Origin of the sequence: Dolichospermum compactum NIES-806, assembly GCF_002368115.1 — a bacterium.
In the GTDB taxonomy this organism is placed as follows: domain Bacteria; phylum Cyanobacteriota; class Cyanobacteriia; order Cyanobacteriales; family Nostocaceae; genus Dolichospermum; species Dolichospermum compactum.
Genome location: NZ_AP018316.1, coordinates 3,678,931 through 3,701,780 on the forward strand (window position 1 = coordinate 3,678,931; position 22,850 = coordinate 3,701,780).

Genomic DNA, 22,850 nt, shown 5'->3' on the forward strand with positions numbered 1-22,850 from the left:
AAGTCCTACATCTGTCAAAATCATATCAGCAGCTTCTTTGGCTACTTCCGTACCCGCCCCACCCATTGCAATGTCAATATCCGCTTGTTTCAACGCTGGTGCATCATTAACACCATCCCCTGTCATAGCGACTATTTCACCTTTAGATTGCAGTGCTTCCACAATTCGCAATTTCTGTTCTGGCGCTACACGGGCAAATACTACCCCATCTTCTATGGCTGTGGCCAGTTCTGGTTTGTCAATTGTCGTCAGTTCCGCACCTGTAAAAGCCCTCACTTCCCGATGATGATTAAAACCCATCCTGGATGCGATCGCAGCAGCCGTGACAGCATGATCACCTATAATCATTTTCACCTGGATACCAGCTTGTTGACAGGGTTTCCACTACGGGTAACTTGCGAACAATGGCGTGACGGCTGGCCGTGCGGGAAACACCAATTGCTAAGGTAACGGTAACCAGCGATCGCACTTTCGGCTTTTGATTCTTGGACAAAACCAATAATAGCATTAATTAAAGTTACACCCCAAATCACTCCAGCATTCACCCATTTTTTACTTCAGAGTTTTATCCTGATTGGATAATTTTACAATATACATTACTGATATTTGACATAAATTTCTATTTTAATATTTTCGGTATAGCATCTACTACAAGATAGATTTATTTATAAATTAGTCATAACCAATTCTGATAATTACCTCTTTAGACTCACGTATATAAATCGAAAAACCTTAACACTAAAAATATCACTAATGTTTATAAAACTAGAATTTTAGAAAAAATGACACAATCTGTAGACACAAAACCACAAGTGCAGGAATTGCGTAAATTGCTTGAAGGTCTTGAATGTGGGATGTTAACCACAATTGATGATGATGGCAGTTTACATAGTCGTCCCATGTCAATGTGGAATGAAATTGATAATGATGCCACACTCTGGTTTTTTACCCCAGCTAATTCCCATAAAGTCGTAGAAATTCAACATCATCAACAGGTGAATGTGAGTTTTTCCACACCTAATCAAGAACGATTTGTTTCCATATTAGGAATAGCCCAGTTAACAAGAGAACGTCAGGAAATTCAATCAAAATGGCAGCCAGGATTAGAAATCTGGTTTCCTAAAGGCATAGATGAACCCAATATTGCTTTATTAAAAATAAAAGTTAATAAAGTAGATTATTGGGAAAGTTCATCTAGTTTTATGCCGCAAACTATTAGTTTTTTAGAACTCTCACATCCTTAAATATCCCCGACTTCTTCAAGAAGTCGGGGATATATCAAAATCATCCTAAAAACAACTTATATGCCGGATTATTGCTTTCATGCCAATAGTGATAACCAAGATTATCTAAAAATGATTGCCATTCTGCTGTTTCATGGGGGGGAACTTGCATTCCTACCACAATTCGTCCATAGTCTGCGCCATTATTGCGATAATGAAATAAGCTAATGTTCCAATCAGGAGACATAGAAGTGACAAACTGCATTAATGCACCGGGACGTTCGGCAAATTCAAACCGATAAAGGAGTTCATTTTCTGCTAATGGAGAATGTCCTCCTACCATGTGACGCAAATGCAGTTTGGTTAATTCATCATCTGTTAAATCTATGGTTTTTAAACCGTGAGATTCAAAATTTTCGACCATTTTCGCAGCGTCAGCACGATTTTCTATTTGCACACCTACGAAAATATGTGCTTCTTTTTCGTCAGCAATGCGATAGTTAAATTCTGTCAAGTTGCGTTTACCAATACAGTCACAAAACTTTCTTAAACTCCCTCTTTCTTCGGGAATTCTCACTGCAAAGATAGCTTCTCGACGTTCGCCAAATTCTGCCCGTTCCGCCACAAAACGTAAACGGTCAAAATTCATATTAGCGCCACAAGCAACGGCGATGAGGGTTTGATTTTGAATTTGTTCTCGTTCGGCATAAAGTTTTGCGCCAGCGATCGCTAATGCCCCCGCAGGTTCTAAAATAGAGCGAGTATCTTCAAACACATCTTTAATTGCCGCACAGGTAGCATCTGTATCCACTAAAATAATTTCATCCACATATTGTTGACATAGCCGAAAAGTTTCTTCCCCCACTTCCCGCACCGCTACACCATCCGCAAATAAACCTACCTGAGACAACCGCACCCGTTCACCAGCTTGCAATGATTGATACATAGCGTTAGCATCTACAGGTTCAACACCAATAATTTTAATATCAGGACGCAACCGTTTAACATAAGCTGCAATCCCGGAAATTAAGCCACCACCACCAATAGCCACAAAAATAGCGTGAATAGGTTGCTGATATTGGCGGAGAATTTCCATGCCAATTGTTCCCTGACCTGCGATAACATCAGGATCATCAAATGGATGTATAAAAGTCAACCCCTTTTCCGCTTCTAATTGTCGGGCGTGGGCGTAAGCATCATCATAATTATTGCCATGTAATACAACCTCTCCTCCCCGGGCTTTGACAGCATTGATTTTCACCTGGGGCGTAATTACGGGCATAACAATGATGGCTTTTGTTCCTAAACGACTGGCAGCTAAAGCCACACCTTGGGCATGATTCCCCGCAGAAGCCGCAATGACACCCTGTTTAAGTAGGTCTGGTGTGAGATTGACCATTTTGTTATATGCACCCCGCAGTTTGAACGAGAAAACCGATTGCATATCTTCCCGTTTGAGGAGGAGTTTGTTATAAATGCGGTTAGAGAGATTTGGGGCATATTCCAATGGTGTTTCTTGGGCTACATCATAGACGCGGGCGGTGAGAATTTGTACCAAGTAGTCGCAATACATATCAAGGGGGGATTGGGGTTGGTTGTTAATTCTACCGCTTGTTGGGTCTTTGGGGTAATGGTTTTGGGGATGCAATACTGTTTGGTTAAATGTGAACTTAATTCATGAATTTTAATGCTACAACTGCCAATATTTATGATATAAATATAAAGTACGGTATTCCTACTTACAAACCGTAGATTATTTGCAGAGGTGTAGCACCAGTGGGCATAGTAGTTGAAAACGTCTCTAAACAATTTGGTAGTTTCCAAGCAGTTGAACAGGTAAACCTAGAAATTCAGAGTGGTTCGCTGGTCGCCTTACTTGGTCCATCGGGATCTGGTAAGTCTACCTTGTTGCGGTTAATCTCTGGTTTAGAAATGCCAGATACAGGTAAAATCATTTTAACGGGCAAAGATGCCACCTTTCAAAGTGTCCAAGAAAGAAATATTGGCTTTGTGTTTCAGCACTATGCCCTATTTAAACATTTAACAGTCCGTAAAAATATCGCCTTTGGCTTAGAAATTCGCAAAGCCCCCAAAAAGAAAATTGCGGGAAAAGTAGAACAGTTATTAGGACTGGTACAATTAAGTGGATTAGGCGATCGCTATCCTTCCCAACTTTCCGGCGGACAAAGACAACGGGTAGCGCTAGCTAGAGCCTTGGCTGTAGAACCCAATGTCCTCTTATTAGATGAACCATTTGGAGCGCTTGATGCCAAAGTTCGTAAGGACTTACGAGCTTGGTTACGTCGTCTGCATGACGAAGTTCATGTCACCACAGTTTTCGTCACCCATGACCAAGAAGAAGCAATGGAAGTTGCCGATGAAATTGTCGTCATGAATAAAGGCAAAGTAGAACAGGTAGGAACACCCGCACAAATTTATGATCATCCCGCATCTGCATTTGTGATGAGTTTTATTGGTCCGGTGAACGTATTACCCAGTTCTGCAAAAATCTTCCAAAGTAGTGGTTTTGAATCAACAAACCCAGAAACATTTTTGCGTCCCCAAGATATCATCATTGAAACAGTTGGTAATGGCACAACAGCGCAAGCCACAGTCAGCAGAATCATTCATTTAGGCTGGGAAATTCAAGTTGAATTAACCTTAGATGATGGGCAAATGATGACAGCCCATTTAACACGGGAACGGTTCGATGAATTAAAATTAGAACCACAAGCAAAGGTTTATGTTAAACCAAAAGATGCGAAATCTTTTCCGCTTTATTATTCAATTTAGGGAACAGGGAACAGGGGAAATTTTTCCCCCCTTACCAATGAAATGACAATTGACAACTGACTATACTAAACACGGGTGAGATTTAAACTTTTGCCAAATGACAAAGAACCCAGATGTGTAGGGGTTTAGCAGTGCTAAACCCCTAGGTTTAGAATCAAACAATCAAGCCGTTTTGAGTATAATGACAACTGACTAATGACCAATTAAATTAGAGATTTTGCTTTTTCAGATTCTTTTCCTAATCCTACCAAGTGATAGCTAAGATCCCACATCCGCTTACCTTTTTCGTCATCTCTTGCTTGGGGAGAAACTTTTTGCACAAAAGAAGTTCTACCTTCTTTTTGACGATTTCCCCAACTCCAATAAATACCAGATTGTTTGTATTCAGAATCAGCAACCACCATTGCCACCCGCTCTCCTGATAATTCCTCAGTCACAAATCCTCCAGTGATATACTTTTGGAAAAGAGGGAAAATCTTCTGGAACAGAGGATAGTGATTGCGGAATAAAGCCGTAGTTGCCACACAACCAGGATAGAGAGAACTAAAAGTAATGCCAGTGGATTCATGAAAACGGTTATGTAGTTCGCGCATCGTCAGAACATTACATACCTTACTATCTTTGTAGGCTTTGACTGGTTCAAATTCCTTACCGTTAATCATGCAAATGGGATTTTGGAAACCTGCTGCAAAACCTTCAAAATTACCCAAATCTGGACGAGGAGGAATTTTGCCACCCAATTCATCTGGGTTGTGGGTAACAGTTCCCAAAATTACCAATCGTTTATCAGCAGCAGGTGACTTTTGCAAATCTGCCAACATCAAATTACAGAGGAGAAAATGTCCCAAGTGATTTGTAGTAACGGTTAATTCATATCCTTCGGGAGAGAATAAAGGTTCTTTAATTAAGGGCATATAAATGGCCGCGTTGCAAACCAAAGCTTCGACGGTTTTGCCAGTGGCTCGGAAATTATTTACAAATTGTCGAACGCTTTCTAAAGAGCCTAAATCAATTTGCATGAGTGTGTAGCTATTTGCCGGGATTCCCACACTTTGAGCAGCTTTTTCGGCTTTGATTAAATCACGACAAGCCATAATGACGTGCCAGTTTCCTTTGTCTACGAGAGCTTTTGCTGCTTGTAACCCAACTCCCGAAGAAGCACCTGTGATGATTGCGGTTGATTTACGATTTTGTTCCATTTGTTCAGACTCCTTTGATGATAGGTTAATTACAAAACAGTCTACATGATCTTATAATCTCGTGTTTTTCGAGATCCCCGACTTCTTTAAGAAGTCGGGGATCTTGTTGTTCATAACTCATTTAGGATAACCACAGGGGGTTTGCCCCTACAAAATTGATTGGTTTAGGAATTTTTAAAATGCTCAATCAATTAATTTGGTTCTACCGCTCCCCTCATGGAAGAGAATATTAATTTAATTTTCGTAGGTTGGGTTGTAGGTTGCTTGCCCGTTGCGGTATGAAGTGAAACCCAACATTAGCAGGAGGATAGTAAGAGGTGTTGGGTTTCGTCCCTCAACCCAATCTACAATAAATGTTGTTTTACACAAAGGGAACGGTAGAGCCATTAGTTTTTTCCACTTGTATTAGTATTTCCAGCAGCTTGTTTACCTAATAATTCCACGGCTTTAGCAAATTGAGGATCTTCAAGAGTCGCTAATTTATCCTTTCCAGCTAACCATAACTCTTGACGCTGGGCATCAGTCAATTCTACCTTCACGTCTGGATCAATACCATGCTTATTAATATCTTTCCCGCTGGGAGTATGATATTTAGCAATAGTTACAGCCAAACCAGCACCAGATTTTAAAGGTTGTACAGACTGGACTAAACCTTTACCAAAAGTTTGATTTCCAACTAAAGTCGCTCGTTTATTATCTTGCAATGCCCCAGAAAGAATTTCACTAGCACTAGCTGAACCTTTATCTACTAATATAATCAAAGGTTTATCAGTTAAAGCCGTGCCATTGGCAACTTGTTTATCCTGTGTACCTTGACGGTCAATAGTAAAAACAATTGTGCCTTTATTTATCCACATTTGAGCAATTTCTATACTGGCGTATAGTAGTCCCCCAGGATTACCACGTAAATCTAGAATATAACCAGAAACTTTTTTAGCTTCTAACTTTTCAATAGCACTTTTCATTTCTTTGGTGGCATTGGCGCTGAATTGATTCAAGCGAATATAGCCAAGATTTCCCGCTGGGGTTTTCTTTTCCGAAAAGCGGACGGGATGAATTTCAATCCGCGCTCGTTGAATATTGAATTGTTTTTTCTGACCATTCCGCAAAATTGTCAGTTTCACCTTGCTACCTGATTCTCCCCGAATGAGGGCTACTGCGTCATTGGTGTCCATACCTTTGGTGCTTTTGCCATCAATCTCCAGAATGATATCTTTAGCTAAAATACCGGCTTTAAATGCGGGTGTATCCTCAATTGGGGCGATAACAATTAGTTGTTTTGTTTTTGCATCTTGACTGATTGTGATACCAATACCTGTAAGTTCTCCAGAGGTATCAACTTGCATATTCTTGAATTCTTCTGGGTCCATGAACCGGGTGTAGGGGTCTTCTAGCTTTTTCAGCATTTCCCGGACAGACTTGTAGGCTGATTTATCATCGGTATAGGACTTGCTTAAATATTCCTTGCGTACAGCTTGCCAATCCACCTGATTAAAAGTACCATCTACATATCGATAGTAAATAATTTGCCAAACTTCATCTATCAAATCCTTGTGACTATCTTTAAATGAAGCCTTACCAATTGAGTGAATACCCAAACCAGTAACAGCAATTGTAGAAAGCGTTACCACCGTAGCACTCAAAACCAGTTTACTTTTTGTAATTACCATAATGGCAGCCGTGTCAAAGGAAAAAATACATATCAAGTATGCCCAATCTAACACAGCGATCGCTAATTGGTAATTGATATTTTTTAATAAACAGAAATCTCTGTATTGCTTTCCTGTTCCCTCTCCTCAATATGAAATTTATTTTGCAGGACTACTTGTAAGCTGTTAGACCGTCAGCGGACAGCGTTGACGGGTTTTCTGTTAAAATTAAGATATTGTCATTTTTTTGAGTAATTCCGGAATTTGAGAGGGACTCTCAGCAACAGGAATTTTTGCGGACTCAAAAGCAGCCAATTTACTTTCTACTGTACCAAAAGTCGCAGAACGTCCAATTACAGTGGCTAAAGTCCCTGTTTGTTGCCAATTTCGCGCTGGTGGTGCGTATCTACCAGCAATATAGGCAATTACAGGTTTATCAATTGTTTCTGTAATATATTGTGCTGCTGCTTCTTCGCTTCCCCCACCAGGTTGTCCGATTAAAACAATCGCTTCTGTGGTGTCGTCTTCATCAAGGATTTGTAACCATTGGAGGAATGAAGAACCAACAATAGCATCACTACCAATACTGACACTAATTGATTGCCCTAAACCCGCTTTTGTTAATTCCCACGCAACCTCGTATGTCAGGGTACTACTACGACTAACAATGCCCACAGAACCAGGGATATAAAATTCGCTAGGTTGAGTACCCAGGAGAATTTTCCCCGGAACGATGATTCCTGGACTATTTGGTCCAATAATTAAAGTCTCACAAGCTTCTGTTTTGCGAAGAAGTTGTACCATGTCCAATGGGGGAACACCAGCGGTAGTAATGATAATTTGGGGGATATTAGAGGCGATCGCTTCTAATGCTGCATCCAAAACTTGATAAGGTGGAACACAAATAATTGTGGTGTCAATCTGTCCAAATTTGGCAACAGCCTCCTCTACTAAATCAAATACTGGTAGATTATATATTTTTTGTCCACCATAACCAGGCTTGACACCAGCTACTAAATTTGTGCCATAAGCTTGCATTTGAGCAATATGGGTTGCGGAAATAAATTCACAAAATCCCTGGATTAAAACTTTACTTTCTGGTGTTAAGTTCATAGTCTGTTAGTTGTCAGTTGTTAGTGGTAATTGGTAAAAATATTGCCTCTTACCTTTTTTTTAATACCGGAGTCTTTGCTAAACGAACTGCTTCCTTGACGGCTTCATCTAAATTTTCTACAACTATCAGCAATTGATCAGGGGTTTTCCGTGCGGCTAACTCTTCTCTGACATGATTGAATTCAGAACCAGCTAAACGGAGGATTAACCAGGGTAAATTCAATGGCTGCTGACTTTTATTCCCATTGGCGGCTGACACCCCAGATGTGATTTGGCTTCTGTCTGAATGGAGAAATTGGCTAATAATTTCTGGGAGTTGGTCAACTTGCGGAATAGTCCCCAAAAAGTTGACTAAAATAACTTGAGTATTCTGATCATTTACTAAATTTGTCAAACTACTAATCAGGCGATCGCTAAAAGTAGTCTGTGTTGTATCACTCATGAAAGTATGGCGCAAATTGACACATTTGCCAGGATGACCATGAGCATTAACAACCTCATCCAATGTTGTTAAAACAGAACCTTTCCCATTGCCTATTATGCAGATTTTACCCTGCATTTCTATCCCATCCCACCTACTCAACAAGCCGTTATTTTTTTGATTACCATGAAGAAGACCAACCATTTTGGCAGCCATATCGGCTATTTCCGGATGACGGTTAATAGCCTGTTTGTTAACCCTGACCTTACCATTCAGAGCCATCACTTGACCCGCAGAGTTCACACCCAGTGGATGAATCTCCACCAAGTCCAAATCCTTTTGGACAAATAACTGGTACAGTTTCTCCACAATATCACTCACAGTCTGCATTAACGCCCCCTGTAAGCCCATTTTTAAAGCTAGTCGTCTAGCATAAAATGGAGAAAATTCTTGTTCTACGACAACGTGCTGAATTTTTTCCCCCGCTGTCTCCCAGTCAATATTTGCTTCTGTGCAACCCAATAAAACGGGACGACAAAGCGCAGTATCTAAAACTACAGCTAGATAAAATTCTTCCTGGGCATCATATTTTGATTCTGCCAATAAAACTTCTGGCAGTTGCCCCCAAATTGGTAGATTAAATATATTCTGTGCTGTAGCGATCGCATCAATTGTGGTTTCTACAACCCTAACTCCACCCGCCTTTTCCCTTTCCCCAGCTTGCACCTGAGATTTCAGCACAATCGGGTAACGAATTTTTAACCGTTTTAAATCTGTAGGATGGTCTATTCTTTGAGATGGTAAAACAGGAATCCCAATTTTACCAAACCACTCTTTAACTTGGTACTCCAATAAATCCATTGAGACACACCTTGTATTAACAAGTCCAACTCGCTTTCTCTGATGCTATCTGATATTTTACCCAATACCGAAAATTATAAAATTTGGTTTTGCTTAACTGAAAATTTATTTTGACATGGTGAATAGTTTTTCTGAACAGTCAACAAAAATTAACCAGGTGCTAAAAGCCTTACAAATGCCATCTTCACCCCAAAAAGCAAATCAACCCCCTGCTAAGAGTTTAGATGAGTTACGTAATAGACAAAAGTTGTGGAGACAGGCAATCACTTCATTAGAGATAATTAAGCCTAGTAATGAACTCTATGGATTGGTAAAAGCTAATTTACCAAGTTATCAAAATAGTTTAAAAAGTGTTAATGATCAGTTGCTCAAAGAAGAAACCTGGGTACAGAAAATTGCCAATGCCACAACTCTCGCCCAAGCCGCTACTAAACGTCAAATCACGGCTAAATCTGCCCCTGAATGGCAAAAGGTAGAATCTGATTTCCAGACAGCAATTAGTACCCTCAAAATTATTCCTATAGGTAGTTTAGGATCTGAGGATGCCCGCAAGCTGTTGGCAGAATACCAACCAAAAATTATTGTAGCCCGCGATCGCGCTAAAAAACAACAATTAGCAGCCACATTCTATCAACAGGCTATGAAAGCCGCCAGTCAAGCCAAGGTCTATGGTAATCAAAATCAATGGCAAAGCGCAGTCAAGTCTTGGGAAAGGGCTGTACAAAGTGCTTATGCGGCAACCGCAGTAAGAGGTAGGGGGCAGGGGAGCAGGGAGCAGGGGAGAAATTTCTTTATTCCTTCTTCCTTCTTCCTTCTTCTTTCTTTCTCCTGAACTCCTGACTCCTGATTCCTGCCTCCTGCTCTATCAGAGTTATTAACAATTTGGAAATTGTGCCTTTTGATAGTGGAAATTAGGAAGATAATATTCATCAATTAAAAAGAGGTTGAATAAGTTAGTTTTTTAATAATTGAAAATTTAGCCTCTAAACTGTGATATTTTAATCGTGTCTATTCACTTGTCAAAAATGTTGTAATTCCTAAATGATAACTATGATGGAAACGCAAGCACAGCAAACAGAAAAAGGAAATTCTTCTTCACCACAAGATAGTGGATCTTTTTCAGGTAGAGACAATCGCCGTTTACCAGAATTACCTGCTGCTAAGGAATCTGAGTCTCAATGGCAGCAATTTATTAGACAAATTGTTGAATTTTTAAACAAACTGCCAGATTATTTAGGCAGTATTTTTAACAACAATAAACAGGGTTTAATCACTGTAGTCTTGATCTTATCAGCTTTTGTCACAGTTAAAGTAGCGATCGCATTACTAGATGCTGTTAATGATTTACCGTTACTACAACCGATTTTAGAGTTGATTGGCTTGTTTTATTCTATTTGGTTCACTTTCCGTTATCTCCTCAAATATGAGACTCGGCAAGAAATATCTCAGAAATTTAACGCCTTCAAACAACAATCTTTAGGATAAAGATTTTTTTGGAGATATTAAAATGTAGGTTAGTTATAAACTAGCTTACATTTTTTATTGTGGATTTTACATAGTTAAATCTATCTATAGATAGATAATTATTATAGAAATATTTTTGGCAATTATTCCCAAAGGTAGTAGGTTTATTTGCTAAAAAATTATAATCTGGTTTGTGTAATGCTGAAAAAGGGCTAATTATATGAATGAAAAGATTAGCGCAGATACCTATGATCGGGGCATAATTCCCGCAGAAACAGCAGCACGAATGAAAAGAGAGGGAGCAAATTATAAACACCTGCCTACTGAAGAGGATCTTGCAAGTGCCTCCACTGATGACCAAACTGATATTTACAGTATTCGGACAACGGACGGTTATACTGTGGACAAAGAGGGGTTGTTGAATAATTATGCAGTTGAACCGGAAATGTATTATGAAGTTCCTGGTGATGCACGAGAAGCCGCCGAACAAGAAAAAGCTGAACGGATACAGGAATTGCGAGAAGTTAATGAAGATAAAACAGGTCTATTAACAGAGGATTTTGATAAGCGAGGTAAAGGACCAGGAATAATCTGATTTATCATTGTTTTGATTTTATCTCGACATTCTAAAGCTGCATCTAAAGGGTCATCTGCGACTACATATTGCGCCAAAATTGACAAATCTAAGGTTGGCAATAATTGACTTTTTTCAACCAATTCATAACTTTCACCGCGCAGATGATCAACTGTAAATTGATTGTTTTGAAAAAACCAAACTTCTGTTACACCTAATCTTTTGTAAACTTGATTATATTCAAATTTCCAGATCCCCGACTTCTTCGAGAAGTCGGGGACTTATTATTATTGGATCTATTTCTATAAATTGTAAATAAATGTAAAGCTAGTGACACACAAAATCTTCACAGAATTATCTCGATTTAATCCAGTAAGTCACTCCCTGCGGTAGTCTAGATAAGTGTTAATTTATCGCCTGGTTTGACAAATAGTTTTATGACTTCAGTTTCTAGTCCTGCACGCACTATTCGTATTGGTTCACGTAAAAGCCAACTAGCTTTAGTTCAAACATATTGGGTACAAGCGGAACTCCAGAAAAGCTTTCCCGAAATTACTTTTGAAGTCCATACCATGTCTACTCAAGGGGACAAAATCCTGGATGTAGCCTTGGCTAAAATTGGCGATAAAGGACTATTTACCAAGGAACTGGAATTGGGCATGATCAATAAAGAGATTGATTTTGCCGTGCATTCTCTCAAGGATCTACCAACTAATTTACCAGCAGGGTTGACCCTAGCAGCGATTACAGAACGGGAAAACCCCGCAGATGCGGTGGTGCTACATAAAAAGTATCAAGGTGAAAAACTAGAGACTTTACCAGCGGGTGCGGTAATTGGGACTTCTTCTTTGCGAAGATTGGCACAGTTACGCTATAAGTTCCCTCATTTTACGTTTAAGGATGTGCGGGGAAATTTAATCACACGTATGGAAAAATTGGATGCTGGTGAGTATGATGCTTTAATTTTAGCGGTTGCTGGTTTAGAAAGATTGGAAATGAGCGATCGCATCCATCAAATTCTCACCCCGGAAGTCACCCTCCATGCCGTCGGACAAGGTGCTTTGGGGATAGAATGCCGAGCAGATGATGAGGAAGTAATTGGCTTACTGAAAGCGATTGAACACCCGCAAACACGCGATCGCTGTTTAGCAGAAAGATCATTTTTACGAGTTTTAGAAGGCGGTTGTCAAGTTCCCATTGGTGTAAATACAGAAATCAATGGTGATCAATTAACATTAAAAGGTCTTGTTGCCAGCGTAGATGGTCAACAAATAGTTAAAGATACCGTTACTGGTGCAGCGGCTGATGCTGAAAAGTTAGGCGCAGAACTAGCTGGCATTCTCAGAGAAAAAGGCGCTACAGAAATCTTAGAAAAAATCTTTACCGAGATTCAACGAGGATCATAGGGTGATAGGTTATAGGTGACAGGTGACAGTCAAGAGAAGAAAAGAAAAGAGAGTTTAATTACCCAATTACCAATCCCCAATTACCAATTACCAATTACCAATTACCATGAAAATTTTATTTGTAGCGGCAGAAGCTGCTCCCATTGCCAAAGTTGGCGGAATGGGGGATGTTGTAGGTGCATTACCAAAAGTCTTAAGAGCAATGGGTCATGATGTACGGATTTTCATGCCTTACTATGGCTTTGTTCCCGACAAAATGCCAGTTCCTACAGAACCCATTTGGAAAGGTTCTGCCATGTTTCAGGAATTTTCAGTTTATGAAAGTGTCCTGCCTGGAACTGATGTTCCTTTGTATTTATTTGGACATCCAGCCTTTCTACCTCGACGGGTTTATGGTGGAGAAGATGAAGATTGGAGATTTACATTATTTTCCAATGGTGCGGCGGAATTTTGCTGGAATTACTGGAAACCGGAAATTGTCCATTGTCATGATTGGCACACAGGAATGTTACCTGTCTGGTTGAATCAATCTCCAGATATTACCAGCGTATTCACCATTCACAACCTCGCTTATCAAGGACCTTGGCGGTGGTATTTAGAGAAAATTACCTGGTGTCCCTGGTATATGCAAGGACACAATACAATGGCTGCCGCAGTCCAGTTTGCCAATAAAGTCAATACAGTTTCTCCCACCTATGCAGAACAAATCAAAACACCTGCCTATGGTGAACAAATAGAAGGGTTATTATCTTTTGTTAGTGGCAAATTATCAGGAATAATTAACGGCATAGATACTGATATTTATGATCCGGCTAATGATAAATACATTGCTCAACCCTTTACCATAGAGACCCTTGATCAACGCAAAGCTAATAAAATAGCTCTGCAAGAAGAGGTGGGTTTAGAAGTTAATTCCAATGCCTTTCTTATCGGCATGGTGACAAGGTTGGTAGAGCAGAAGGGGATGGATTTAGTATTACAAATCCTTGACCGTTTCATGGCTTATACAGATGCTCAATTTGTCCTTTTGGGAACAGGCGATCGCTATTATGAAACCCAAATGTGGCAACTCGCATCCCGTTATCCCGGACGCATGGCCACCTACCTCCTGTATAATGATGCCCTTTCTCGTCGCATTTACGCAGGTACAGATGCCTTCCTAATGCCTAGCCGCTTTGAACCCTGCGGCATCAGCCAAATGATGGCTTTGCGTTACGGTTCTGTTCCCATTGTCCGCCGCACAGGGGGATTAGTGGATACCGTCAGCCACTTTGATCCAGTCAATGAAGCAGGTACAGGTTATTGCTTTGACCGCTATGAACCCCTAGACCTCTTTACCTGTATGATTCGCGCTTGGGAAGGTTTCCGTTTCAAACCCCAATGGCAAGAATTACAAAAACGGGGGATGAGTGAAAACTTCAGTTGGTATGAATCGGCTAAAGAGTACGATAAACTTTATCGTTCTATCTATGGTTTACCAGAACCAGAACCGGAAGCGATACCAGAAGTAACGCCAGAACCTACACCAAAACCAACACCAGAACCTACACTAAAACCAAAACCGAAATTAGTTTAAGGTGTTGTAGAAAGTTGGAATTGTAAACAATATTGATGGGGTGTTTATCTGAAATGCCCCTTTTTAATTCACGATAATATAGAATTAAAAAAAGATGGATTAGTTAGAGCGCGTCGCAGAAATTCGCAAAATTTGTAACCCACATTCCGCACCCACAACTGTCACACCCCAAGGAAAGGGATGTATTTAGTACATAAGAACTAATTGCCGAGAGAATTTTTTGAAGCCAAATAGAAATTATTCTTATTAAGGTACAAGTACAGTTAAATATTCACGACTAAGTATAAAACCTACCTTCCGCACCCTAAACTGTCACACAACGGAAATTGGTCGTTTGGAGATTTGGTTTTAGCGAACTGCTTGCAGCAGCGCTTCGCTATCGCCTACCAATATTTCTTGGTTTTGGTACAAAATACAACATTAAATGGGGATAAAAATCAGAAAAAACCGATTGTGACACCGGGGGGTGCGGAATGTGGGATAAAATTATTGGTTCTGAGGTTATTTTGATAGAAAACGTATTTCAAAATCATTGAAAGGTTTGTACTCAATTACGATGAAAAACCTCAAAAGATGTGCTGATTCACTCCAAAAATGAGAAAATACAAAACAGATGCTTTCGTGGAGTTTCTGTTGTTATTAGGACTTACGCAACTGGCACAAGCGATGGTGCGGCTACGCTGCACCGAGCGCCTAAAGACTAAACCATTGACATAGCAATATCTGGACGTTTTAGTTGTCCTATTAAATAATTAGAAAGCAAATTATGCTTAATTTGATAAATAGTTTGACCTGTGTTGTAAGCTAAGTTTTTTAGTCTTAGCCAAACCAACATAGCACAAGCTATATGATTTCTTTGAAGACGACCTTTGCGACACTGACATGATTCAATGCCAGTTAATTGTTTTATCTCCCTGTGAAACTCTTCTATTTTCCAACGGATTTTACACACCTGTTGTGTAACATCCATAGAACTCATTTTTTAAATAATAATTAATTTTATCGTGACTAATATTGTCTAAATGTTCTGCTAGATTAGTCATTGTGTAGTTGATTTGACTGCTAAGTAAATACTGGCAGTAATTAAGTTTAGTAAATTTCATCGTTAATTAATTTCTTAATGCACCCTATCATCATTCTCTCATAAAATTAATACCCGTCATTTATTTAATCTATTACTATTAACAATTCTCAATCAGTCTGATTCAATAACATCTTCATTATTGCAGTACACATATACTAATAATTAGCGATCGCTGTGCCAGTTGCGTAAGTCCTGAATATATAAATAATAGAGAAGTAAAGGGTAAAATTGAATTATTTACCCAACCTACTATTATTTCATTCCCTAATCACTACTTCCCAAATCCCTTGCCTTTAGTTGCCGAAGGAAGACAAATACAGTTTTCTAACTGCTGGAGTAAGGTTTTGGTATCTAGATTTTGACCAATTAACACTAATTGATTTTTCTTTTCACCTTTCCATTGATCATCATCAATAGTAAAGCGTTTACCGCAAAGATGGAAAATATGCCGTTGCGGACTTTCATCAAACCACATAATCCCCTTAGCACGGAAGACATTTGTGGGTAATTGGTTATCTAGAAAATGTTGAAACTTTCTAATCGAAAAAGGTTTATCACTTTGGAAAGAAATCGAGAGAAAACCATCATTTTCTAAATGGTCAGAATGGTAATGATGTTCATGATCATGGTGGTCATGTCCACAGGTAGAATGATCATGATCGTCGTGATGTTCGTGTCCACAATCAACATGATCATGATCACCATGATCACCATGATCACCATGATCATGATGTTCTTCTGCGTGGTCATCAAAATATTTATCAGATTCAAACAACCCGACACTAAGAATCAAAGGAAGGGGAACTTGGGATTTTATTGTCCGAATAATTCTGGAACCTTCTTTGATATTGTTAATTTTTTTCTCTAAATCCTCTAAGGTTGCTTCATCAACCAAATCAGTTTTATTGAGAATAATCACATCACCATAAGTAATTTGACTCAAAGCAGCTTCAGAATTGAATAAATCTAAGCTATAATTTGCCGCATCAACTACAGTAATAATAGAATCTAACCGAGTTAAATCTCGTAATTCTGAACCTAGAAATGTCATAGCAACAGGTAAAGGATCTGCTAAACCTGTTGTTTCTACAACTAGATAATCTAGCTTTTCTTCTCTTTCTAAAACTTTGTAAACAGCATCAACCAAGTCATTATTAATGGTGCAACAAATACAACCATTGCTTAATTCCACCATGTTTTCGTCAGTGGAAATAACCAATTCATTATCAATGCCAATCTCGCCAAATTCATTCACTAAAACTCCAGTTTTCACACCTTGCTGATTTGTGAGAATATGGTTGAGTAAAGTCGTCTTACCACTACCAAGAAAACCTGTAATAATGGTAACTGGTAACCCTTGTTTGGCAACTTCCATTGCGTGAGATTCGGAATTAACTGTTGTTGGCATAGTCATGAAGGAGAACTTTGGTGTATTCTAAATTTTATCTTGGTTTTGTCCACTCGGCATTAGAGTAGCACTAAATTAAGATGAAGCTGCGTAGAATAATATTTCCAAAATAATTGACCGCAGATAAACGCAGATAAACGCAGATAAAGCCGGATGAATTAATGGATTTTATGATTCTGTGTAGCCTCATATAAAATTGGTGTAACATATTTACATTCCAGCTTGAAAAATCTGGTTAGCAGTGAGGGTAATTTCTGGGAAGGTTGGTGATACTATAGTTTCATTTTCTCTAAATTGACTAACTCGATATTCCCCATTGATTAAATCATAGATAGAAATAGTTGGTTGTTTGGGATTTCCTATATAGGGAGTTCCACCTAAACCTAAATAATCAACTATCCAATATTCAGGAATACCAATTTCTTCATAGTCTTTCACTTTTGCCAAGTAATCAACACGCCAATTTGTACTCACAACTTCAATTACTAATGGTATTGATGCAGCTTGAGTGACTGTAGCTGATTTTTTCCATAATGGCTCATTAATTAAATTAGATGGATTGAGTAGTAAAACATCAGGTGCGTAAGCAGATTCATTTTCAGGAGGTTTCACTAAGACGGTTTTTGATATACTATAGGGCAAACCTAACCGTTTATATTCTGAAAAGATTATGTCATTCAAAAACAGGATAATCCACTCATGATCACCTAAAGGTTGATTCATTTTAATAACCACTCCATTATGTAATTCATAATACTTTTCTTCTGGTTTCCATTGCACAAAATCTTCAAAAGTTACTGGTTTAGTTTTTGGTAATGCTTGAATCATAGTTTACCTCCAAGTGTTCACAAAATTACGAAGTTTTACTAATAAGAATTATAGCCAATCATTAGCTAATAAAATTTTCATTTACGCCATTGTCATCAACTTGGGTTATTATTGTTTATCGTCCGATTTCCGCATTACTCTATTATGACCCTATCTATTTACAATACTCTTACCCGTCGTCAAGAACAATTTACCACCGTCGAACCTGGAAAGGTTAAAATGTATTACTGCGGTGTGACGGTTTATGATTACTGCCATTTGGGTCATGCTAGAGCTTGTATTGTTTGGGATGTAGTGCGTCGTTACCTTGAGTTTATTGGTTATGATGTGCGTTATATCCAAAATTTTACTGATATTGATGATAAAATTCTCAAACGCGCACGAAAAGAAGATTCTTCGATGGAAGTTGTTGCAGAACGCTATATCCAAGCTTATTTTGAGGATATGTCACGGTTGGGGATTAAAGAGGCTGATGAATATCCCCGCGCGACACATACAATGAATGGGATTCAAAGATTAATTCACGATTTAGAACACAAAGGTTTTGCGTATCCGTCTAATGGTGATGTGTATTATGCTGTCCAAAGTTTTGCTGAGTATGGCAAACTTTCGGGACGCAAATTGGAGGATATGCAAGCTGGTGCAAGTGAACGGGTAAATGTCGAAGATGCAGAATATCAAAAGAAGCGATACCCCTTTGATTTTGCTCTGTGGAAGGCTGCAAAACCCGGTGAACCTGCGTGGGAGTCTCCCTGGGGAAAAGGTCGTCCAGGATGGCACATTGAATGCTCTGCGATGGTGCGCGATCGCCTGGGTGATACTATAGATATTCATGCTGGTGGTGCTGACTTAATTTTCCCTCACCATGAAAACGAAATTGCTCAATCGGAAGCTGTAACTGGCAAACCTTTAGCTAATTATTGGTTACACAATGGCATGGTGAAGGTAGATGGGGAAAAAATGTCTAAATCCTTGGGTAATTTTATCACCATTCGTCAATTATTAGATCGGGGTGTAGACCCAATGGCGGTCAGATTATTTGTGATGATGGCACAATATCGCAAACCTATAGATTTTACCGATGATGCTATATTAGCAGCAACTAACGGCTGGCATACTATCAAAGAAGGATTACTCTTTGGTTATCAACATGGTAAAAAATTAGAGTGGGATGAATCTAACCTCATCCAAAATCCAAAATCTAAAATCCAAAATTCGGAGATTGAGAAATTCAAAGAAGCTGTTGATGATGATTTTAATTTCCCTGGTGGATTAGCAGTAATTTTTGAATTAGCCAAAGAATTAATTCGGGAAGGCAATATTATTGTTCATCAAGGCAAAACAGGAACTTCAGCAAATGAATTACTGGAAAAATGGCAAACCTTAATTACATTAGCAGATGTTTTGGGTTTAACCGCTAAACCAGAAACAGAAACACCTGCACAGGATAGTTTAAGTGATATGGAAATTGAGGAACTAATTCAACAAAGACAAGCAGCAAGAAAAGCCAAAAACTTCGGCGAATCTGATAGGATTCGTGATCAACTATTAACAAAAGGCATTAGCTTAATAGATAGTAAAGAAGGCACACGCTGGCACAAAGGTTAAGTCAAGAATTAAAAACTAAAAATAAGTAATACCAACTTTATGTGAGGTGACACAGAATCATGGAATCCATTAATTCATCTGCTATCTGCGTTCATCTGCGGTAAAATATTCTGGAGATATTATCTTATCCCAGCCTCATCTTAATTTGGTATCACTACTTTCCTGGAACTGATAAAGCTTTACGCCTACCAAGTGTTGTTGTAAAATTTATTTACAAAATAAAAACACCCACATTAGAGAGGAATTCACTGTGGAACAAAAAATTAACTGTGCTGAAGCCTGTGTTAACGGGTGTGTTTTAGGTGATCAATGTCCCCATATCGAGTATCGAGAATCAACTTCAAAATTCATCGAAGAAACTTCTTTAGACAAAATGCTAGAAATAGCTGAAGAAAGATTGCGGAAAAAAATGACAGAACCACCAAAGTGGGTGTTTCCAGAAGATTCTTAAAGGGAATTTTGAGCAGGACGTTATTGAAATCAGTTAAAATAGTGGGTTATCTGTTGCTAACCCACTCAAGATATTACTATAGCAGTATGCACTTGAATGAGATACAACATAAGCCCCCTCCTAGCTTGCGGGGAGGGGGTTGGGGTTGGGGTTTTTGTATCTCACTCAAGCGAGAATCGCTATATCATTATACAATTAATAATACTTGAAAATGAATGAATATATCTCAATAAACAGCACAGAAGTGAAAGCAAAAGCCAAAGAATTGGGATTTCAGGAAGTAGGGATTGCTGCTGCCGGTGATTTAGAGACGACAGAAACAGAAAAATTGCACGCTTGGTTAAAAATGGGTTATCACGCTGACATGGAATGGATGAAAAACCCCAAGCGTGAGGATATTAGTTTAGTGATGCCAGAAGTGCGATCGCTCATATCTGTAGCACTGAATTATTATACCCCCCATCAACGTCCGTCAGGAGAGGAATATGGCAAAATTTCCCGTTATGCCTGGGGACGAGATTATCATAAAGTTATGCACAAAAAGCTCAAAGAATTAGCTACTTGGCTAGAATCCCTGGGCGAAAATGTCAAAACCCGTTATTATGCAGATACAGGCCCAGTCCAAGATAAAGTTTGGGCGCAAAAAGCCGGCATTGGTTGGATTGCTAAAAACGGGAATGTGATTACCAGAAAATATGGTTCTTGGGTGTTCTTGGCAGAAATACTAACCAATCTGGAGCTAGAAAGCGATCGCCCATCCACCCAACATTGTGGCACTTGTACTCGTTGTCTGCAAGCCTGTCCGACAGGTGCAATTACCGCACCCTTTATCGTAGATGCTAATCGCTGCATTGCCTATCATACCATTGAAAACCGCGCCGAAGAACTCCCTGCAAACATCACACCCCATTTACAAGGATGGATAGCAGGTTGCGATATTTGTCAAGATATTTGTCCTTGGAATCAGCGATTTGCTCAAACAACTAATGTCAATGATTTTCAACCATATCCTGGGAATTTAGCCCCAAAGCTGGTAGAATTAGCCCAAATATCAAACGAGGAGTGGGATAGAAGATTCACAGCATCAGCCTTGCGACGTATTAAACCAGAAATGTTACGGCGTAATGCTCGCGCTAATCTTGACAAATCCAGGCATAATAATGACCCAGAAAGTAATAATTTTTGATTTCGATGGGACGATTGCTGATACAGTAGATGCTCTTGTAACTATTGCCAATCGTTTAGCCTTGGAATTTGGATATGTGCCGATTAATTCGCAAGAACTAGTCCTATTGAGAAATTTAACAGCCAGAGAAATTATTAAATATTCTGGTGTTTCCCTCTTCAAAATTCCTTTTATGGTTAAAAAAGTAAAAGGAGAATTAAAACATAAAATCCCAGAATTAAAACCTATTGAGGGAATTAATACCGCATTAATAGAATTCCACAATCAAGGTTATCACCTGGGAATTATTACCTCTAACTCTCAAGAAAACGTCAATCAATTTCTCAAATGTCATAACTTAGATTATTTGTTTGACTTTATTTATTCAGGAGTAACTATTTTTGGTAAAACCACAATTATTAATAATGTGTTACGACAAAAAAACTTCAAACCAGAAGCAGTAATTTATGTCGGTGATGAAACTAGAGACATAGAATCTGCTAAAAAAGCTAATATCAAAGTAATTGCCGTTAGTTGGGGTTTTAATTCTGCCGAAGCCCTCAGCCAACAAAACCCAGATTTTTTAATTCATCATCCTAGTGAATTATTGGCTGTAATGAAAAGCTGTTAAGAGGATATTTGAAAAGTTTTGGGCGATTAGGAGGCATCTTTCTAATCGCCAGGGCTAGTTTTTCAAACACCCTCTAAAAGGATATTTTTAGAGAATATTAATGTCTCTAATCTTTCATTAAATACAACATAGTGCAGGTTGCAGGAGGTACAAAGTTGAAATCAACACTTAAACATTATTTATGCTTTTATTCTTGACTCCTGACTCCTGACTCTATTCCTCTAACTCAATCTCTTCTTCCTCCTCAATATCATGGGGTTGCACTACAGAATTAGCAGAAACTACAGCCCCCTTATCGAGTTTTTCCAGAACCTGTTCTTTCACTTTGGCAGCAAATTCTGGTTTTTCTTCTAAATACTTAATCGCATTATCTCTACCTTGGGAAATGTTTTCACCACTGTAGCTATACCAAGCACCTTTGCGGAGAAGAACACCAGTTTCTTCAGCTATGTCTACTAAACAACCAATGGTAGAAACACCCTTACCAAAGATAATGTCAAATTCGGCAATTCTAAAAGGTGGTGCAACTTTATTTTTAGCTACTTTGACTTTGACACGGTTGCCAAATTCATCAGTTCCTTTTTTCAGAGTTTGAATTCTGCGAATATCCAAACGCACAGAAGCGTAAAATTTCAGCGCATTACCACCCGTTGTCGTTTCAGGACTACCATAGGTGACACCGATTTTTTGCCGTAACTGGTTAATGAATAGAACTGTGCATCCAGATTTACCAATATTACCAGTTATTTTCCGGAGAGCTTGGCTCATTAACCGAGCTTGTAAACCTACGTGAATATCCCCCATATCCCCTTCAATTTCAGCACGGGGGACTAAAGCCGCAACGGAGTCAATGACAACAATATCAACAGCCGCCGAACGCACAAGTTGATCAACTATTTCTAATGCTGATTCACCATTGTCTGGTTGAGAAACAAGTAAGTTGTCAATATCTACACCCAATGCAGCAGCATAGGTAGGGTCTAAGGCGTGTTCAGCGTCCACAAAAGCCGCTATACCACCATTTCTTTGCACTTCTGCGAGGGCATGGAGAGCAATAGTAGTTTTACCAGAACTTTCTGGTCCGTAGATTTCGATTACCCGTCCTTTGGGTAAACCACCACCCAAGGCTAAATCTAGGGTGAGCGCCCCGGTGGATATTGTTTCTACCTTCATCCGGGTGGCATCACCTAAGCGCATAATTGCTCCTTTGCCGAAGCTGCGCTCAATTTGTCCAAGTACGATATTTAACGCTTTTTGCTTGCCAGAAGTCTCAGTATTAGCTGCCATTCTTGCCTCTAAGTATAGGATTTTCCAAAATTGCTGGGACGGGAGTTTTAATAGAACGGATATACTATCCTAACCGGAAAGTGTGCCAATTAGGAATGTTTACAAAATT

21 protein-coding genes and 2 pseudogenes are annotated in these 22,850 nt (G+C 39.1%); 12 read left to right on the forward strand and 11 right to left on the reverse strand.

Annotation, left to right across the window (positions count from 1 at the left end):
* Both CA730_RS17345 and CA730_RS24595 read right to left on the reverse strand, forming a co-directional pair.
* Positions 1-375, reverse strand: a pseudogene (locus CA730_RS17345) (HAD-IC family P-type ATPase); the annotation flags it as partial.
* Positions 335-508, reverse strand: coding sequence for a hypothetical protein (locus tag CA730_RS24595; RefSeq protein WP_157750016.1), 174 nt, complete (start codon positions 506-508; stop codon positions 335-337). The pseudogene CA730_RS17345 and the gene CA730_RS24595, both read right to left, overlap by 41 nt.
* Positions 509-782: 274 nt before the next feature.
* Here CA730_RS24595 and CA730_RS17350 point away from each other — a divergent pair, with 274 nt between their 5' ends.
* Positions 783-1,244 (forward strand): pyridoxamine 5'-phosphate oxidase family protein, encoded by a 462-nt coding sequence (locus CA730_RS17350; RefSeq protein ID WP_096669181.1) that lies wholly within the window; start codon positions 783-785, stop codon positions 1,242-1,244.
* A gap of 40 nt (positions 1,245-1,284) precedes the next feature.
* On the opposite strand, the gene ilvA is transcribed toward CA730_RS17350, so the two are convergent.
* On the reverse strand, positions 1,285-2,826 hold the full coding sequence (gene ilvA / locus CA730_RS17355) for a threonine ammonia-lyase, biosynthetic (protein WP_269076526.1): 1,542 nt from the start codon (positions 2,824-2,826) through the stop codon (positions 1,285-1,287).
* 173 nt (positions 2,827-2,999) lie between these two features.
* On the opposite strand from ilvA, the gene CA730_RS17360 reads away from it, so the two are divergent.
* Positions 3,000-4,016 carry a sulfate/molybdate ABC transporter ATP-binding protein gene (locus CA730_RS17360; protein WP_096669183.1) on the forward strand — a complete coding sequence of 339 codons (1,017 nt, stop codon included), beginning with the start codon at positions 3,000-3,002 and terminating at the stop codon, positions 4,014-4,016.
* 203 nt (positions 4,017-4,219) lie between these two features.
* On the opposite strand, the gene CA730_RS17365 is transcribed toward CA730_RS17360, so the two are convergent.
* The 4 genes from CA730_RS17365 to CA730_RS17380 form a co-directional block, all read right to left on the reverse strand.
* Positions 4,220-5,215: a protochlorophyllide reductase gene (locus CA730_RS17365; protein WP_096669185.1), complete on the reverse strand. Its 996-nt coding sequence runs from the start codon at positions 5,213-5,215 to the stop codon at positions 4,220-4,222.
* Between the two features lie 386 nt (positions 5,216-5,601).
* Positions 5,602-6,885: a carboxyl-terminal processing protease CtpC gene (gene ctpC, locus CA730_RS17370; protein ID WP_096669187.1), complete on the reverse strand. Its 1,284-nt coding sequence runs from the start codon at positions 6,883-6,885 to the stop codon at positions 5,602-5,604.
* Positions 6,886-7,092: 207 nt separating this feature from the next.
* Entirely contained in the window at positions 7,093-7,977 is an 885-nt protein-coding gene (locus CA730_RS17375; protein ID WP_096669189.1) for a succinate--CoA ligase subunit alpha, read from the reverse strand.
* Positions 7,978-8,026: 49 nt separating this feature from the next.
* Positions 8,027-9,259 (reverse strand): ATP-grasp domain-containing protein, encoded by a 1,233-nt coding sequence (locus CA730_RS17380; RefSeq protein WP_096669191.1) that lies wholly within the window; start codon positions 9,257-9,259, stop codon positions 8,027-8,029.
* Between the two features lie 115 nt (positions 9,260-9,374).
* Between CA730_RS17380 and CA730_RS17385 the strand changes: the two genes are divergently transcribed.
* The 6 genes from CA730_RS17385 (at position 9,375) to CA730_RS24600 (ending at position 14,789) form a co-directional block, all read left to right on the forward strand.
* Entirely contained in the window at positions 9,375-10,091 is a 717-nt protein-coding gene (locus CA730_RS17385) for a hypothetical protein (RefSeq protein WP_096669193.1), read from the forward strand.
* A gap of 218 nt (positions 10,092-10,309) precedes the next feature.
* Positions 10,310-10,744, forward strand: a complete 435-nt coding sequence (locus CA730_RS17390) for a CAAD domain-containing protein (RefSeq protein ID WP_330221272.1) — start codon at positions 10,310-10,312, stop codon at positions 10,742-10,744.
* 199 nt (positions 10,745-10,943) lie between these two features.
* Entirely contained in the window at positions 10,944-11,318 is a 375-nt protein-coding gene (locus CA730_RS17395) for a hypothetical protein (protein WP_096669197.1), read from the forward strand.
* Positions 11,319-11,734: 416 nt separating this feature from the next.
* The gene (gene hemC, locus CA730_RS17405; protein WP_096669199.1) at positions 11,735-12,703 is read left to right on the forward strand and encodes a hydroxymethylbilane synthase; all 969 of its coding nucleotides are present in this window, start codon (positions 11,735-11,737) and stop codon (positions 12,701-12,703) included.
* 106 nt (positions 12,704-12,809) lie between these two features.
* The gene (gene glgA / locus CA730_RS17410) at positions 12,810-14,279 is read left to right on the forward strand and encodes a glycogen synthase GlgA (protein ID WP_096669201.1); all 1,470 of its coding nucleotides are present in this window, start codon (positions 12,810-12,812) and stop codon (positions 14,277-14,279) included.
* 360 nt (positions 14,280-14,639) lie between these two features.
* Positions 14,640-14,789 carry a hypothetical protein gene (locus CA730_RS24600; protein ID WP_157750017.1) on the forward strand — a complete coding sequence of 50 codons (150 nt, stop codon included), beginning with the start codon at positions 14,640-14,642 and terminating at the stop codon, positions 14,787-14,789.
* Positions 14,790-14,979: 190 nt separating this feature from the next.
* On the opposite strand, the pseudogene CA730_RS25215 reads toward CA730_RS24600, so the two are convergent.
* From CA730_RS25215 to CA730_RS17425, 3 genes and pseudogenes are all read right to left on the reverse strand, one after another.
* Positions 14,980-15,255 (reverse strand): annotated as a pseudogene (locus CA730_RS25215) (transposase); the annotation flags it as partial.
* A gap of 379 nt (positions 15,256-15,634) precedes the next feature.
* Positions 15,635-16,771 carry a CobW family GTP-binding protein gene (locus CA730_RS17420; RefSeq protein ID WP_096669203.1) on the reverse strand — a complete coding sequence of 379 codons (1,137 nt, stop codon included), beginning with the start codon at positions 16,769-16,771 and terminating at the stop codon, positions 15,635-15,637.
* Positions 16,772-16,981: 210 nt separating this feature from the next.
* Positions 16,982-17,599: a Uma2 family endonuclease gene (locus tag CA730_RS17425; RefSeq protein WP_096669205.1), complete on the reverse strand. Its 618-nt coding sequence runs from the start codon at positions 17,597-17,599 to the stop codon at positions 16,982-16,984.
* A 144-nt stretch (positions 17,600-17,743) separates the two neighbouring features.
* Here CA730_RS17425 and cysS point away from each other — a divergent pair, with 144 nt between their 5' ends.
* The 4 genes from cysS to CA730_RS17445 all read left to right on the forward strand — a co-directional run bounded on the left by cysS (position 17,744) and on the right by CA730_RS17445 (position 21,454).
* Positions 17,744-19,207, forward strand: coding sequence for a cysteine--tRNA ligase (cysS, locus tag CA730_RS17430; protein WP_096669207.1), 1,464 nt, complete (start codon positions 17,744-17,746; stop codon positions 19,205-19,207).
* A 250-nt stretch (positions 19,208-19,457) separates the two neighbouring features.
* Positions 19,458-19,658, forward strand: a complete 201-nt coding sequence (locus CA730_RS17435; protein ID WP_096669209.1) for a hypothetical protein — start codon at positions 19,458-19,460, stop codon at positions 19,656-19,658.
* Positions 19,659-19,869: 211 nt separating this feature from the next.
* Complete coding sequence (gene queG / locus CA730_RS17440; protein WP_096669211.1) at positions 19,870-20,844, forward strand: tRNA epoxyqueuosine(34) reductase QueG; 975 nt, start codon at positions 19,870-19,872, stop codon at positions 20,842-20,844.
* Positions 20,819-21,454 carry an HAD-IA family hydrolase gene (locus CA730_RS17445; RefSeq protein ID WP_096669213.1) on the forward strand — a complete coding sequence of 212 codons (636 nt, stop codon included), beginning with the start codon at positions 20,819-20,821 and terminating at the stop codon, positions 21,452-21,454. Before queG ends, CA730_RS17445 begins: the two co-directional genes overlap by 26 nt.
* A 213-nt stretch (positions 21,455-21,667) precedes the next feature.
* Here the strand turns inward: CA730_RS17445 and recA are convergent, their stop codons facing one another.
* Positions 21,668-22,741 carry a recombinase RecA gene (gene recA / locus CA730_RS17450; RefSeq protein WP_096669215.1) on the reverse strand — a complete coding sequence of 358 codons (1,074 nt, stop codon included), beginning with the start codon at positions 22,739-22,741 and terminating at the stop codon, positions 21,668-21,670.
* Between the last annotated feature and the right edge of the window lie 109 nt (positions 22,742-22,850).